Source organism: Actinokineospora diospyrosa, from assembly GCF_024171925.1.
GTDB classification, from domain to species: Bacteria; Actinomycetota; Actinomycetes; order Mycobacteriales; family Pseudonocardiaceae; genus Actinokineospora; species Actinokineospora diospyrosa.
Window position 1 is genome coordinate 636,930 of record NZ_JAMTCO010000001.1, and the last position, 15,978, is coordinate 652,907.

Here is a 15,978-nt window from a genome sequence, read left to right on the forward strand (position 1 = left end):
GGTCACGGCCTCCTGGTGAGCGCCGAAATGCGGCGGTGCGGGTCCCGGCACGCCGCGTCGAGCAGCCGGGTGTAGCGGGTGAGCACGCCCTGGGCGTAGTGGTCGTCGTGCACCGCGGTGCTGTACTCCACGAGCGCCTCGCCGCCGGTCGCGTCCGCCACCACGTCGATGGTCAGGTCGAACTTCGCCGTCGTGCTCCGCAGCAGCCGCTCCTGCGAGCGCCGGTAGGTGAGCACCACCTGCATCAGCGGGGGCCGTGCCCGGTCCAGCGGTCCGGCGAACTCCTTGACCAGCACCTCGAACGGGATGTCGGCCACGTCCTGCGCGGCGATCGCGGCCCGCCAGGTCGACTTGACCAGGGTGCCGACGTCTGGGTCGGGCGCGGTTCGCACCGGGACAGGCACCGTCCGCGCGTAGAACCCGACGACCTCAGCGTCCCCGGCGGTGTCCCGGCCTGCCATCGGGGTGCCCACCAGCACGTCCGGCTGCCCGGACTCGGCGGCCACCAGCGCCCCGAACAGCGCCAGGTACACCGCGAACGGGCTCACCGCCAGCCCCGTCGCCAGCGCGGCGACCCGGGCGGGCAGGTCTCCGAGGTCCACGGTGTGCTGGGCCCCGTCGAAGCCCTGCGCCGCCGGTCGCGCCTTCGCCGCGGGCAGGGTGACGACCGGGGGAGTGCTACCGATCAGGTCCCGCCACGCCTCGACCCGGCTCGCGACGAACGCCGGGTCCGCAGCGCGCGCCCGTTCCCGGGCCGCGTGGTCGCGGTACCGCGCGGTCGGCGCCGGTCCGGTCGAGCCCGACCAACGCCGCCGGAAGTCGGCCGCGAACACGTCCGCCGACAGCCCGTCGAACACCGTGTGGTGCACCGCGACCAGCAGCCGGTACCCGCCGGGCGCCAACCGCAGCAGCCGAGCCCTCCACAGTGGACCAACCAGCGGCGTGTCCGCGAACTCGGCCTCCGCCGCGGTGATGGCCGCCGGTTCCGAGCCTGCCAGGTCCAGCAGGTCCAACGGCACCTCGACCGCCCGGGTGTGCACGACCAGACCACCGCGCCCCGGCACGAACTCCGACCGCAGCGACTCGTGGGCCGCCGCGAGCTGACCCAGCACCCGCTCCACCGCGTCGTGCGCGGCCCGCGCGGGTTCCGGGGCGCTCAAGTCGATCGCGAAACTCACGGTGTACGCGAGGTTCCCGCGCCCGATCTGCGACAGCACCCACAACCGCGACTGCCCAGGTGCCGCCGGATACGGCCCATCGCCTGCGACGACAACGGGTGCGGTCTTACCGACCCGAGCCGTCACCAACGCCGCCAGCTCACGAACCGTTGGGTTGGCGAAGAACTCGGCCAACGTGGCGTCCACGCCGGACGCCGCGCGGATCGCGGCCAACACCCGCGCCGCCAACAACGAGTCGCCGCCGAAGCCGAGGAACGGGCGATCCCGGTCCACCACCGGCACACCCAGGTGATCGGTCCAAATCCCGGCGACCGAGACCTCCGCCTCGCCCGACGGCGGCTCACCGCCACCGCCGAGGTCCGGCACCGGGAGCGCGCCCCGGTTGAGCTTCCCGCTCGGGGTGAGGGGCAGCCCCTCCACCTCGGTCAGCACCGGCGGCACCATGTGCTCGGGCAGCTTCGCCGCCGCCGCGGCCAGGATCGCCGCGTGGTCCAGGACGGCTCCCGGTCGAGCGACCAGGTACCCGGCCAGGTAGCGGTGACCCGGTGTGTCCTCCCGTGCCGCGACCGCGGCGGCCGCCACACCGGGCAGGGCGCGCAGCACGGCCTCGATCTCGCCGAGTTCGATGCGCAGCCCCCGGATCTTGACCTGGTCGTCGATCCGGCCCTCGAACGCCAGCCCGCCGTCGGGGCGGCGGGTGACCAGGTCGCCGGTGCGGTACATCCGCTCACCCGGTGGCCCGAACGGATCCGGCCGGAACCGCTGCCCGGTCAACCCGGGCCGGTTCAGGTAGCCCCGCGCCAGTTGGATCCCGGCCAGGTAGAGCTCACCGGTCGCGCCGTCGGGCACGGGGAGCAAGTCCGCGTCCAGGACGTAGAGCCGGGTGTTCGAGACCGGGTAGCCGATCGACATGCGGTCGCCCGGGGCCAAGTCGGCGGGGCACTCCCACGAGGTGACCGCGACCGCTGCTTCCGTTGGCCCGTAAAGGTTGAACAGCCGCGCCCCGGTGACTTCCCGCGACCGCACGGCCACATCGGTCGGCAATGCCTCACCGTTGCACACGATCCGCCGCAGCACGCCCCGGCAGCGCGTCGCGGTCGGCTCGGCGAGGAACACCCGCAGCAGCGACGGCACAAACTGGATCCAGGTGATCCGCTCGACCGCGACGAGTTCGGCCAGGTAGACCGGGTCCCGGTGCCCGCCGGGCCGGGCGAGCACCAGGGTGGCGCCCATGCTCAGCGGCCCGAAGAACTCCTGCATCGACACGTCGAAGCTCGACGGCGACTTCTGCAGCACCCGGTCCTCGGGCACCATCACGTCGGCCTCGCGCAACCAGCGGATCTGGTTGACGATCGCCACCTGCGGCACCACGACCCCCTTGGGGCGTCCGGTGGAACCCGAGGTGTAGAGCAGGTAGGCGGGGTCGTCGGGCTCGGTGTCCCTGGCGATCCGGGAACCGTCGTGCCCGTCGATCCGTTGTCGGACAGTCGGTTCGTCGAGCACCAGCCGCGGTCGGTCCGGCGGTGCGGTGCCTGCGGCGGTGGTCAGGACGAGCAACGCCGCTGAGTCGTCGAGCATGTAGGCGACGCGGTCGGCCGGGTAGTCCGGGTCCAGCGGAAGGAACGCGGCGCCCGTCTTCCCGACGGCCAGCAGCGCGACCACCAGTTCGACCGACCGGGGCAGCGACAGCGCCACCACGGTGCCCCGGCCCGCGCCATGGGTGATCAGCTCACGGGCCAGCCGGTTCGCCGCCGCGTCGAGCTCGGTGTAGCTCAGGGCGGTTCCCTCGAACACCAGGGCCTGGTGCTCTGGTGTGCTGTCCACCTGGGACTCGAACAGGTCGGACAGGGTCCCACTCGCCGCGGGTGCCAGAGTTGCGGGTGCCAGACTCGCGGGTGTCAGGGTGGTCATGACGCCACCGCCTCGGTCAGGCAGGCGACGATCTCCTCGGCCAGCCGCCGCCCGAACGCGACGGTGGTGTGGCGGGGGTCGACCCGCGCGGTGAGCTCCCACGCCGACCCGGCGGTGACCTGGCCGACCTCGACCGACAGGCCGAAGTCGTTGCGGTCGCTGAGCCACCACCGCACCGGCACCACCCCGTCCAGTGCGGACAGTGAGTCCAGCGCGTGGAAGGCGGTGAAGTTGAACAGCACCCCGAACGGCGCCCCACCGCCCGGCTTGCGCATCTTGGCCAGCGGGAACCGCCGGTGGGCGAACAGGTCCCGCTCGGCGGTGAAGCACTGCCGCACGAGTTCGGGCCAGCTCAACCCGGCGAGGTCGACGCGCACCGGCACGCTGTTGAGGAACAACCCCAGCGTGCGCTCCGCCCCCGGGGTCTCCGGCCTGCCGTTGACGACCAGCCCGCTGACCACCTCCTTGCGGTCGGTGAGCCGACCCAGCGCGGCCAGGTGGGCCGCGAGGTACACGCTCTTGAGCGGCACCCCGGTCGACCCGGCCAACTCGCGCGCGCCGGTGACCACCGCGTCGGGCAGGGTGAGCACGACGTCCGGGTCGACACCGGGCTTGGCGGCGGCCGGGTCCGGCGGGTCCAGGCGCGGCTGCTCGACGCCGTCGAGCAGGTCGGCCCAGAACGCGGCGGACCGCTCGTCCTTGCCCGCCAAGCGGTCCAGCACCACGAACTCCCGGTACCGCGGGCTGGGTGCCACCGAGCTCGCCCGGCCAGCCAGGGCGTCGGCGTAGCGGGTGATCAGCTCCTGTGCCACCAGCGCGAAGCTCCAGCCGTCCAGCACGGCGTGGTGGGTGGAGATCATGACGGTGAACTCGCCATCACCGTGGTTCATCACGTGCCCGCGGATCAGCGGCGCGGCGGTCAGGTCGAACGGGGTGCCGGACTGCTCGGCCCACCACGCGCGCAGGTCGCCGTCGGGGACCTCGACGACCTCGACCGGTGCCGACTCGTGCACCTGTTGCACGACCTCGCGGTGGGTGCCGAGGTCGAACGACGTGCGCAGGACCTCGTGCCCGGCCACGACCGCGTTCAGCGCGGTGTTCAGCGCGGCGAGGTCCAGCCTGCCGCGCAGCCGGACGCTGAGCAGGTCGTGGTAGAGCCGGGGATCGCGGCTCACCTTGCTGTGGAAGATGATCCCCTGCTGCATCGACGACGCCGGGTAGACCTCGACGACGTCCTCTGGCGCGCCTTCACTCAGGTCGCCCCACGGCAGCGCGACCTCGACTTCTTGGGGCGCAGGCGACGCGGCGGCGAGCAGACCGTTGACGGTCGGGTTGGCGAACACCTCCGCCACGCTGAACCGAAGCCCGGCCTCGGCCGCCTCGGCGACCATCGGGATCACCAGGATCGAGTCACCGCCGATGGCGAAGAAGTTGTCCTCCGGCCCCACCGACGGCACGCCGAGCAGATCCGCCCAGATGGCCGCCAACCGCTGCGCCGGTGTGCCACCAGAGATGTCCACAGTGGACCTCTCGGTGACCGGGGCGGGAAGCGCGGCCCGGTCCAGCTTGCCGTTCACCGTCATCGGCAGCTCGTCCACCGCGACGAACGCCGAAGGCACCATGTACTCCGGCAACCGGTCGACCACTGTGGCGCGCAAGTCGGTCGCGGGCGGCGAACCGGCGGGCGGTACGTGGTAGCAGACCAGCCTGGGGTGCTCCGGGTCGTCCTCGCGCAGCAGCACCACCGCCTCGCGGACCCCCGGGTGCGCCAGCACGGCCGCCTCGACCTCGCCGGTCTCGATCCGGAACCCGCGCAGCTGCACCTGGCCGTCCTCGCGGCCGTGGAACAGCAGTTCGCCGTCGTCGGCGATCTCGGCCAGGTCACCGCTGCGGTAGCGGCGCGACCCGGGCGGTCCGTCCGGGTCGGGGACGAACCGGCTCGCGGTCAGGCTGGGGCGGTTCAGGTAGCCCCTGGCCACCCCACTCCCGCCGACGTACAGCTCGCCGCGCCGGGCCGGTCCGAGGTCCGCGTCCAGCAGCCGCGTGGTCAGGTCCGGCAGCGCCACGCCGATCGGGCTGCGGGTTCCCGCCAGGTCGGCGTGGGTGAGGTCGCGGATCGTCACGTGGACGGTCGTCTCGGTGATGCCGTACATGTTCACCAGTCGGGGCGCGTCGACCCCGTAGTGCTCCACCCAGCGGCGCAGGGCGGACGGCTCCAACTTCTCCCCGCCGAACACGACGAACCGCAGCGGCAGCTCCGGGTACCCGGCCTCCTCAGCGGCCGCCGCGAGCCTGCGGAACGCCGATGGGGTCTGGCTCAGCGAGGTGACTCCCTTTGCGCGCAACAGATCCAGGAACGCGGCCGGATCGCGGCTGATGTCGTGCTCGACCACGACGACCTGGCCGCCGTGCAGCAGCGCGCCCCAGATCTCCCACACCGAGAAGTCGAAGGCGATCGAGTGGAACATCGTCCACACCTGGTCCGGCCCGAACCCGAACGCCGCCTCGGTGACCTCGAACAGCCGCACCACGTTGCGGTGCGAGACCACCACACCCTTGGGGCGCCCGGTCGACCCGGACGTGTAGATCACGTACGCCACGTTGTCCTCGCCGGCAGCGGTCCGCGGCGCGGTGCCCGGCTCGTCCGCCCACGCGGCCGGGTCGAGCGGCACCCAGGCGGGCCCGTACCCCGGGTCCTCGTCGGCGAGCACCAGGCGCGCCCCCGAGTCCAGCACGGCGTCGCGGGACCTGGCCCGCGGGTGGCGCGGGTCCAGCGGCAGGTAGCCAGCACCCGCCTTGAGCACGCCAAGCACCCCCACCAGCAGGTCCACCGACCGGCGGGCGGACAGCGCGACCAAGGTCTCCGGCCCAGCGCCGGAGGCCGCCAGCCGGTTGGCCAGCCGGTTCGCCGCCGTGTCCAGCTCGGCGTAGGTCAGCGACCGCCGCGCGTCCGACACCGCGACCGCGTCCGGCCACTTCGCCGCGGCCGCGGCGAACAGCTCGTGCAGCAGCCCGCTCACCGCGCACCGCCGCGCAGGCTCAACGGCCGCATGTCGGTCCACAGCTCGTCGATCCGGCGCAGGCACGCCTCCTCCTCGGCCGGGTCGCCCACCGGGGCCCAGCCCGGCGGCACCGGCCGCGCGGACGGCCAGATCGAGTACTGCTCCTCGTGGTTGACCACCACCAGGTAGGTCATCGCGACACCCCCAGATCGGCACCGCTGAGCTCGCGCAGGCGGTTGAGGTACTTGAACCCGGCGATCACGTCGTCGGTCGGCAGGCCGAAGTCGACCAGGCAGGCGAGTTCGTCCACCCCGAGCGCGGCCAGCCGCTCGACCGTCCGCACGGCCCGGTCCAGCGACCCGAGCAGGCCGCCGTTGTCGTAGTAGCGGGTGAAGGAGCGCTCCAGCAGGAACTGGATGTCCTTCTCCCGCAACGTCGCCGGGTCGATCTTGCGAGCGCCCTTCTCCAGGGAACCCAGCAGCAGGCCGAGCGAACTGCGCAGGTACCCGTGCAGCGGCGGTCGGACGGTCTCGCGGATCAGGTCGTCGTCCTCGCCGAGGAAGGCGTGCACCATCAGCACGACGTGCCCGGGGTGACCCGCCTCGCGCGCCGCGGCCCGGTACTCGGCGATCCGCTCGCCCAGCTGCTCCGGTTCCTGCCCCAGCAGGTGGGTCAACAGGCCCGCGCCGATCCGGCCCGCCGAGCGGAAGGTCTCCACATCGCCGCCGCTGGTGATCCACACCGGCAGCTCGGGGCGCACCGGCTCCGGGTGCGCGCGCACCGCCGTCTCCCGGCCCGCGCCGTCGAGCGCGGTGATCTCCGCGCCGCGCCACAGCTGCCGGACCTGCTCGACCTGCTCGAACATCAGCGACCGGCGGTCGGCGTAGTTCTCCGGCCGCAGCACGAAGTCGCGGGCGTGCCAGCCGCTGGCGAAGGAGATGCCCACCCGGCCGCCGGAGATGTTGTCCACAACGGACCACTCCTCGGCGATGCGCAGCGGGTGGTGCAGCGGGGCGACCACGCTGCCCGCCCGCACCTGCACCCGCGAGGTGACCGCGGCGATCGCGGCCCCGGTGACCGACGGGTTCGGGTAGGTGCCGCCGAACTCGTGGAAGTGCCGCTCCGGGGTCCACACCGCGGTGAACCCGTGCTCGTCGGCGAACCGCGCGCCCGCCATGAGCAGCCGGTACCGGTCGGTCACGCTCCCGTTGTCGTTGCCGAAGTAGAAGAAGCTGAAGTCCATGGTTCTCCTCGGACGAGATCGCGCAGCGCGCGCCGGTCGGTCTTTCCGTTGGGGGTGCGGGGGAATTCCTCGAGCGGGTGGAACCGGCGCGGGATCATGTGGATCGGCAGGTCCGCGCGCAACTCCCGGAGCACGGCGTCCGGGTCGACCGGGCCACCGGTGTGGCAGGCGACGAGTTCCAGGTCGGTCGCGCCGGGCACCGCGAGCACGACGACCTCGCCGATGCCCGCCCGGCCGCGCAGGGCGCCCTCGATCTCGCCGAGCTCCACCCGGTAGCCGCGCACCTTCACCTGGTCGTCGAGCCTGCCCAGGTGCACCAGTTCGCCGTTCTCAAGCCGAACCCGGTCGCCGGTGCGGTAGTAGTGCTCGGCGCTCAGCGGCCCACCGGTGTGCGCCGCGCCGTCCCCGGTGACGAACCGGCCCGCGTCGTCGGCGGACTCCAGGTAGCCCTCGAAGCGTTGCGCGCCGCGGACAACCAGCTCGCCGTCGGTGGCGGGCGCGCCGTCCTCGTCGAGCAGCAGCCAGTCCAGGCCGGGGTGCACCGCGCCGATCGGCACCGTGCCGTTCCCGGTCACCGGCCAGGAGTCCACATGCGACGGGAGCCGGTAGTCCGAACACGCCACCGTGAGCTCGGTCGGGCCGTACACGTTGGTGATCCGCGCGTTCGGCGTCACCGCCAGCCAGGCCCGCGCCTGGTCGAGGGTGAGCGGCTCACCGATGAACAGGCTGTGCCGCACGGAGGGCACCGACCCGGTCAACTTGCCGAGCCGGGCGCTCACCGACACCACCGACGGCACCGAGAACCAGTGCGTGATCTCGTTGCGCACCAAGTAGTCCACCGGGCTGAGCAGCTCGACCCGGTTCGGCACCACCACCGCGGCCCCCGCGGCCCAGGTGACGAACAGGTCGAACACCGACGGGTCGAAGGTCAGGTCGAACGAGTGCGACACCCGGTCGCCCGGCCGCAGGTCGAACCGCTCCACCGCGTAGGAGATGTAGGCGTCGAGGTTGCGGTTGCTGATCGGCACGCCCTTGGGACGCCCCGTCGAGCCGGAGGTGAACAGGATGTAGGCCAGCTCGTCCGGCCCGGTGCGGACAACCGGCGCGGCGCCGCCGTCGGTCGGTTCGATGACCAGCGACGGCGCGCCCAGGTCGGGTTCGCCGGTCACCGGGTCGATCAGCACCAGGTCCGCGCCCGCCGCGGCCAGCACGGACTTGTTGCGCGCCAACGGGAACCTCGGGTTGAGCGGGATCACCGCCGCGCCGAGGTGCAGGGCAGCCAGGTAGCCGGTGTAGGCGGTGAGGCTGCGCATGCCGTGCAGCGCGATCCGCCGCGGTGCCCCGGTCCGGCTGATCCTCTCGGCCAGACCCGCCGCGGCCCGCGCCAGGTCCCGGTAGCTGTGCTCGACCCCGTCGACCACGATCGCGGGGCGGTCCGGGTGCCGCCCGGCCGAGTCGGTGAACCACTCGTACAGCGAGCGCACCTCACACCTCCCACAGGGTCGCCGACCACGCAGCGGTGGGGCTGTTGTTGATGACGACGACGAGATCGCCTCGGCCGACGTCGCCGGTCGCGAGCAGGGCCTGGAAGTTGAGCACCACGTCCATCGCACCGATGTGGCCGTAGTCGACCAGGTGGCGCTCGCACACCGGGTGGATCGGCAGTCCCAACAGCGTCGAGTAGAACTTGAACGCGTTCGCGGTGACGTTCTGCATGATCGTCGCGGCCACGTCGGCCCGGCTCGCGCCGACCTCGGTCAGCACCTCGTCGACCATCCGGTTGAGCCTGCCGCGGCTCTCCATCGCCAGTTCGAACTTGTAGCGGTCCGGGTCGGCGCACACCTCGCGCCACTCGTACCAGGGCGCCTGCTTGTAGTCCACGGCGAACAGGTCGTGGAACCGCCCGTCGGACTCCACCCGGTGCGCGCGCAGCACCGGTCGCCCGCCGCGCACCAGGCTCATCGCGTAGCCGCCGTCACCGATCACCGACACCGGCGGCCGGATCCGGTCGACCCCGGTCGGTCTGCTGCCGAACGCCACGACCACCGACTCGCGGCCGGGGTCGGCGATCAGCAACTCCTTGGCCAGACCCCACGCCGCCGACGAGCCGGTGCAGCCGAGGCCGTCGACGGTGAAGGCGAACGCGCCGTCCAGCTTCGCCTCGTGCTGCACCCGGCTCACGTCCGAGCCCAGCAGCACGTCCGGTGACCGCGGGCCGACCAGCAGCAGCACGTCCGCGCTCGCGCCCAAGCCGAGGCAGGCCCGCGCGGCGAGGTCGGCGTGGGTGAGGTCGGCGAACTCGCCGACGGTGTCGATGCCGCACGAGGTCGCGAACGCGGCCTCCTCGGCGCCCAGCATCCCGAACTCCGGCAGGTCCGCCACCGGCACCAGGACCTCGGGCAACACGCAGTGGATCGCGCCGATCCCGATCTCCGCGCTCACGCGGGCACCTCCTCGCGCAGCTTGCGCACCAGCGCGGCCGCGGTGCGCACGGTCCGGAAGTTCTCCCGGTCCAGGTCCTCGCCCGAGACCCGCACCCCGTAGGCGGTCTCGATGTGCACCACCACGTCCAGCGACAGCAGCGAGGACATCACTCCGCGGTCGAACAGGTCGGTGTCCACGGTGATCGGCTCCTCGGCCAGGCTGGTGATCACCCCGAGCAGGTCACCCAGCACGGCGTCATCACCATCGGTCCCCGCCTCAACGTCCACAGTGGACACTCCGTCCAGGTGGACGGGTGGTGGGGCGAGATCGGTGAAGCGGGCCTCGTGCTCGGCGAGGAAGCGCAGTCCGCGGTCGAGCACGTCGCCGGTCGGTTCGGGGGAGAGCCCGGTCGCCGCCAACCACGGCTGCCACGCGGCCGCCTCGACGTCGTCCTCGTTGAGGTCGTTGGCCTCCAGGTCGTAGAGGGCGGCCGCGGTGGACAGCAGGGCGCTGCCGGTGGCCACCGCCCGCTCGGCCAGTTGCCGCTTCCACTCGCCCAGCTCCATCGGCTTGGTCGCCCGGCCCGCGTCGGCGAGCGCGGTGAACAGCCGCCGCTGCCGCGGTGAGCGCGGCGCGACCAAGTGGTAGGCCCGGCCGACCGACACCTCCGACAGGGACAGCTCGGCGATCGCCCTGGTCACCACGTCGATCGGCGCCATCGGCAGGATCCGGTCGTCCACCGGGTGCGCGCCCAGCACCAGCCCGGCCCCCAGGATCGGCCAGATCAGGTCGCTGGCGTTGCAGGCGCCGGTGCTGGTCGAGCCGAGGATGAACCCGGGCCGGAACACCCGCACCCGCATCCCGTCGCGCTCGGCCCGCTCCAGCAGCCGCTCGCCGACCCACTTGCTGGTGCCGTACCCGCCCTGCTTGGGGTCCAGCGGCTGGTCCCGGGTCTCCAGGTGCAGCCGGTCGGACCCGAGGGCGTAGTGCGTCGCGGCGAGCGTGGAGACGAACCCGATGTCGCGGATCCCGTGCCCGCGCATCCACCGCACCAGGTCCAGCATCGGCAGCACGTTGTCCTCGCGCAGCACCCGGTACGGCTCGGTGAAGATCACCCGCGCCGCGCCGTGCACCACCCGGCCGACCCGCGCCACCAACTCACCGCCGCGGTAGCCGTCGCCGAGCGTCCCGAAGTCGGCCAGGTCACCCGGGACGACGTGCACCCGGTCGCGGTCGGGCGTGGGCAGGGCGTACTTGGCCGCGCTCGCGCGCAACCGCTCCCAGCCCTCGTCCTCGGTCTTGGCCCGCACCAGGCAATACACCCGGCCGGTGCTCGCCAGCAGCAACTCGTGCAGCAGGAAGGACCCGACGAACCCGGTGGCGCCGGTGAGCAGCAGGTCCGGTCGCGGGTGGTCCGGCTCGGCGGCCAACTCGCCCAGGGGCAGTGCGAGGTCGGCGTCGATCAGGGCGGCGTCGGTCTGCTCGCTCTCGCCCGCGCCGCCCGCTGTGAGGGTCCGCACGATCTCGGCGACCCGGCGCACAGTGGCCTGGCTGCCGCCCGCGCGGTGCAGGTTGACCAGCACGCCGTGGCGCTGCTGCACGGCGAGCACCATGCCCACCGACATCAGCGAGGTCCCGCCGAGCGCGCCGAACTCGTCGTCGAGGCCCACGGTCGGCACCCCGAACACCTCGCGCCACACGTCGAGCAGGTCAGCCTCCACCGGGTCGCCGGTCTCGGTGACCCGCGCGGCGGCGGGCTTGGGCGCCTCGGCCGCGGGCGCGACTCCGCCGTCGGCCAGGGTGGTGATCCGGTCCAACGCCCAGTAGCGCTTGCGGACCATCGGGTAGCCGGGCAGTACGACCCGCCTGCCGGTGTCACCGGCGATGGCGGACCAGTCGACGTCCACGCCGAACAACCACGCCGCGGTGACCAGTTCGTCCACCGCGTCCTCGGTCGCGGGCAGGGCGAGCGCGTGTCCGTTGGCCTTGGTGATGGGGTTGGGGTAGCCGATGAACGCGGTGAAACCGTTGGCGGGAGCGACTTCTGGGTCGCCGTGGAGCACCTCCGGCGCACTCCGGAAGGCGATTGCCAGTCGTGCCAACAGGTCTGCGGGCAGGTCGACACCCTCGGGTGCGACCACGGCCACCCGGACCCCGGCGGTCGCGCGCTGGGTGCGCACCAGGGGCGGGCGCGGCAACCGCAGCGCGGCGGCGAGCCTGCCAGGCTCCGCGGTCACGACCCGCCGCTCGTCGAACGACGCGCGGCCGACCCGCAGCGTGTGGGCGACGTCGCCGACGGGCAACCCGCCCTCGGCGAGGACATCGGCCAGCCGCTTGCTCATCGCGTCCAGCTCGGTGCGGGTCCGCGCCGAGAGCACCAGCCGCACCCGGTCGGTCGCCGGGGCCGAGGGGCGGGTCGGCGCGGGCGGCGGGCCGAGCACGACAACGGCGTTGGTGCCGCCGAAGCCCATCGAATTCACCAGGGCGTGCGGGTCCGGTGCCGCGGTCCCCGGCTCCGCCGAGAGGTGGAACGGGCTCTCGGCGAGCAGACCCGGGTGCCGGGGCGTCTCGAACAGCGGGTGCGGCGGCAGCGCGCCGGTGCGCACCACCTCGACCGCCTTGATCAACCCCGCGATGCCCGCCGCCGGACCGGTGTGGCCGATGTTCGCCTTGACCGAGCCGAGCCGGGCGAACCCGGTGCGCGAGGTGCTCGCCCGGGTGCCCTCGATGAGGCCGCGCAGCTCGATCTGGTCGCCGAGCGCGGTTCCGGTGCCGTGCGCCTCCACGTAGGCGAGCTGGTCGGCGGACACCCCGGCCACCGACAACGCCGCCGACACCACCGAGGCCACACCGCCGGGACTCGGCGCGGTGAACCCGGGCCGGTCCGCGCCGTCGTTGCCGACCGCGCTGCCCTTGACCACGGCCAGCACCGGGTCACCGTCGGCGAGCGCGTCCCCCAGCCTGCGCAGCGCCACCACCCCGACGCCGGAGCTGAACACCGTGCCGGTGGAACTGGCGTCGAACGCGCGGCAGTACCCGTCGCGGGAGAGCACCCCGCCCGGCTCGTACCGGTACCCCACCATGGGGTCCAGCACGGTCGCGCCGCCCGCCAGCGCGATGTCGGTCTCGCCGGACAGCAGGCTCAGCACCGCCAGGTGCACCGCGTACAGCGCCGACGAGCACGCCGTCTGCACCCCGACGGTCGGTCCGCGCAGCCCGAGCTTGTAGCCGACCCGGGCGGTCAGGAAGTCCCCGAGCCCACCCAGGTGCAGCGCCATGTCGTCGAAGGCGGCCAGCCACCCGTCGCGCCCGGCCTTCGCCGCGAGCAGCGCCGCCGAGTACGGCGTGGTGTGGCAGCCCGCGAACACCCCGGTGACCGGGCCACCCGGTCGGCTCGGCTGACCGGCCGCCTCCAGCGCCTCGTGGCAGACCTCCAGGAACAGCCGTTGCTGCGGGTCGATCGTCTCGGCCTCGGCGGGGGAGTAGCCGAAGAACTCGGCGGCGAAGTCCGCGGCCGAGGGCAACCGGGCCGCCACCGGCACGAAGTCCGCGGTCCGCTCGGCCGCCCGGATCCCCGCCGCGGCCAGGGCCTGCTCGTCCACCTCGCGCATCGCGACCGCGGCCGCGGCGATGTTGGCCCAGAAGGTGGTGGCGTCCGGGGCGTCGGGGAACCGGGCGCCGACGCCGATCACCGCGATGTCGGTCGGCGCGCTCATGCCCCGCCCTCCCGACCCGCGCGGCCGAGCAGCCTGCCCCGGTCGGCCACCGGGCGGGGCGCCTGCCGCGCCGCCGACCCGGCCGCCGGGTCCAGAAAGCGCGCCTGGGCGCGCACCGTCGGGTGCTCGAACAATTCCGCGGCGTCGATGTCGCGCGCGTAGCGCCGGTTGATCCGCTCCACCAGCACGATAAACAGCAGGGAATCGCCGCCTGCTTCGAAGAAATTCACGTCGTCGCCGACATCGGCGCTGTCGAGCACATCCGACCAAATCCGCCGGACTTCGTCGTGCGCGGTCAGGGTTGAAGTCGATCCGTTATCCAAGGCTGACTCCTGGTGACGAACTCGGGCAGGGGATATCCGATCGAGTAGCAAGTCTGTTCGACCGGGTTGGAAGACAACCTTGAGGAAAACTTGACACGATCAAACAACGTTTAGCGACGCTCCGCACCGGGGTGCCGACGTCCCCGAGACCGCTCGGCGGAGTGGGCTGTTCAGCGGTATGCGTGGCCGGAGCTGGTGTGATTCAGCACCGGTGCGGTTTGTTTGACAAGCGCGGATGGTTGGGTATTTTTCACCAGCACCGAATTCGCAGGTCTGGAGGCGGAGCGCCGGTCCACTTCGCGGTGGCGCGGCCGCCCGGCCCGAGAATCCCTCGACAACCGGCAGATCGGCGCGTGCCGCATCCGGGGGAACATCACCCTGGTGGAGTAATGGGATCGCTTGCCATGCCGAGCGGCGGGTGTCGACAAGACGTCTGACCAGTCCTGATTCACGTCAATGCCGCCATAGGGCGGGTCCGCGGGGAAAGCCCGCGGAACAAGGATCGGTCCGATTTGCCGCGCTTCTGGTTGACTGGGCCGCGCGACAACGGAGTACCGGGGGGATCAAGTGGAGTTCAACCTCTTAGGACCGGTGGAATGCCGGTCCGGTGAACAGCGCGTCGATCTAGGACCTGCCCGCCAGCGCGGCGTGCTCGCCGCCCTGCTCTACGAACCCGGTCGGGTCGTCCCGACCGAACAGCTCATCGATCGCGTGTGGGGTGAGGACCGGCCACGGGGGGTGCGCAACGTCCTCTACACCTACCTCACCCGCCTGCGCCGCGCACTGCGCCAAGCGGGCCCGGCGGTCTCCCCGCGCCGCGAGTCCGGCGGGTACCTGCTCGACGTGCCGGAGCGCGACATCGACCTGCACCGGTTCACCGCCATGGTGCGCGCGGCCCGGGTCCCCGACCTCGCCCAGGAGCGGCGCGCGGAACTGCTGCGCTCGGCGCTGGACCTGTGGCGCGGCACCCCGCTGGAGAACGTGGCGGGCGCCTGGGCCGACCGGGTCCGCACCAGCCTGGGCCACCAGCGGGTCAGCGCGGCGGTGGAGCTCGCCGAGATCAACCTGCGCCGCGGCCGCGGCCGCGACGTCGTGCAGGACATGACCGAACTGCTGCCCGCGCACCCGCTGGCCGAACCCCTGGTCGGCGCCATGATCAAGGCGTTGGCCGCGGAGGGCAGGCAGGCCGAGGCGCTCGACGTCTACCAGAGCGCCCGGGTGCGCATCGCCGACGCGCTCGGCGTCGAACCGGCCGCGGAGCTGCAGGAGCTGCACCTGTCGCTGCTGCGGTCGCGACCACCGCGCCCGAGCGGGCCCACCGCGGCGTCGGCGCGGTCCAGGTGCCCGCGTCCGGCGCAGCTGCCCGCGGCGATGGGCCCGTTCGTCGGGCGGCTCGAAGCGTTGCGGGGCTTGGACTCCGTGCTGCCGGACCAGCCCGGGGCGGCCGTCGCCGTGCTCACCGGGATGGCCGGGGTCGGCAAGTCGGCGTTGGCCACCCGGTGGGCGCACTCGGTGCGGCACCTGTTCCCCGACGGCCAGCTCTACGCCGACCTGGGCGCGCACACCGGCGCCCCCGCCGACGTCGTCGGCGTGCTGACCGCTTTCCTGCGCGCGTTGGGCATCCCGGACAACTGGATCCCGACCGGGCTCCCGGAGGTGGCCGCCCTGTACCGCACCGCGCTGGCCGACCGCCGGATCCTCGTCCTGCTCGACGACGTGCCCGACTCCGAGCTGGTGCGGCCGTTCGTGCCGGGCGGCCAGGTGTGCGCGGTGGTCGCCACCAGCCGCAACCGGCTCGACGGCCTGTGCGCCCGCGACGGCGCCGTCCGGCTGACCCTGGGGCCGCTGGACCACTACGAGGCGACCGAACTGCTCAGCAGGCTGATCGGCCCGGTCGCCGAGCGCGACACCGCGGCGCTGACCGACCTGGCCCGCCTGTGCGACGGGCTGCCGCTGGCGTTGCGCTGCGCGGCGAGCCGCGTCTCGGCCAACCCGCGTCGCGCGCTGGCCGACCACGTGCGCGAGTTGCGCGCGGGCAACCTGCTCGACCTGCTCGCCCTGGACGAGGCGCACGCGGGGATCCGCGCGGAGTTCCGGCGCTCCTACGACCTGCTCGCCCCGCTGGAGCAGCACACCTTCCGGCTGCTCGGCTGCGCGGGCCCGGTCGGCCTCACCGCGCGC

The 15,978-nt window shown here is 73.0% G+C and carries 8 protein-coding genes and 1 pseudogene; 1 reads left to right on the forward strand and 8 read right to left on the reverse strand.

Features of this window, described 5'->3' with window-relative positions:
* Positions 1-2: 2 nt before the first annotated feature.
* The 8 genes from LV75_RS02500 to LV75_RS02535 are packed head-to-tail and all read right to left on the reverse strand — an operon-like array spanning position 3 to position 13,797.
* Positions 3-3,089 carry a non-ribosomal peptide synthetase gene (locus LV75_RS02500; RefSeq protein ID WP_253884940.1) on the reverse strand — a complete coding sequence of 1,029 codons (3,087 nt, stop codon included), beginning with the start codon at positions 3,087-3,089 and terminating at the stop codon, positions 3-5.
* A complete protein-coding gene (locus tag LV75_RS02505; protein WP_253884941.1) occupies positions 3,086-6,109 on the reverse strand; it encodes a non-ribosomal peptide synthetase in 3,024 nt (1,007 codons plus the stop codon). The genes LV75_RS02500 and LV75_RS02505 overlap by 4 nt, the downstream gene beginning before the upstream one ends.
* Entirely contained in the window at positions 6,106-6,285 is a 180-nt protein-coding gene (locus LV75_RS02510) for an MbtH family protein (protein WP_253884942.1), read from the reverse strand. Before LV75_RS02510 ends, LV75_RS02505 begins: the two co-directional genes overlap by 4 nt.
* Positions 6,282-7,334, reverse strand: a complete 1,053-nt coding sequence (locus LV75_RS02515; RefSeq protein WP_253884943.1) for a MupA/Atu3671 family FMN-dependent luciferase-like monooxygenase — start codon at positions 7,332-7,334, stop codon at positions 6,282-6,284. Before LV75_RS02515 ends, LV75_RS02510 begins: the two co-directional genes overlap by 4 nt.
* On the reverse strand, positions 7,289-8,818 hold the full coding sequence (locus tag LV75_RS02520) for an AMP-binding protein (RefSeq protein WP_253884944.1): 1,530 nt from the start codon (positions 8,816-8,818) through the stop codon (positions 7,289-7,291). The genes LV75_RS02515 and LV75_RS02520 overlap by 46 nt, the downstream gene beginning before the upstream one ends.
* Before the next feature lies 1 nt (position 8,819).
* Positions 8,820-9,776, reverse strand: coding sequence for a 3-oxoacyl-[acyl-carrier-protein] synthase III C-terminal domain-containing protein (locus LV75_RS02525; RefSeq protein ID WP_253884945.1), 957 nt, complete (start codon positions 9,774-9,776; stop codon positions 8,820-8,822).
* The gene (locus LV75_RS02530; RefSeq protein WP_253884946.1) at positions 9,773-13,474 is read right to left on the reverse strand and encodes a thioester reductase domain-containing protein; all 3,702 of its coding nucleotides are present in this window, start codon (positions 13,472-13,474) and stop codon (positions 9,773-9,775) included. The genes LV75_RS02525 and LV75_RS02530 overlap by 4 nt, the downstream gene beginning before the upstream one ends.
* Entirely contained in the window at positions 13,471-13,797 is a 327-nt protein-coding gene (locus LV75_RS02535) for an acyl carrier protein (RefSeq protein WP_253884947.1), read from the reverse strand. Before LV75_RS02535 ends, LV75_RS02530 begins: the two co-directional genes overlap by 4 nt.
* A 591-nt stretch (positions 13,798-14,388) precedes the next feature.
* Here LV75_RS02535 and LV75_RS02540 point away from each other — a divergent pair.
* Positions 14,389-15,579, forward strand: a pseudogene (locus LV75_RS02540) (AfsR/SARP family transcriptional regulator); the annotation flags it as partial.
* Between the last annotated feature and the right edge of the window lie 399 nt (positions 15,580-15,978).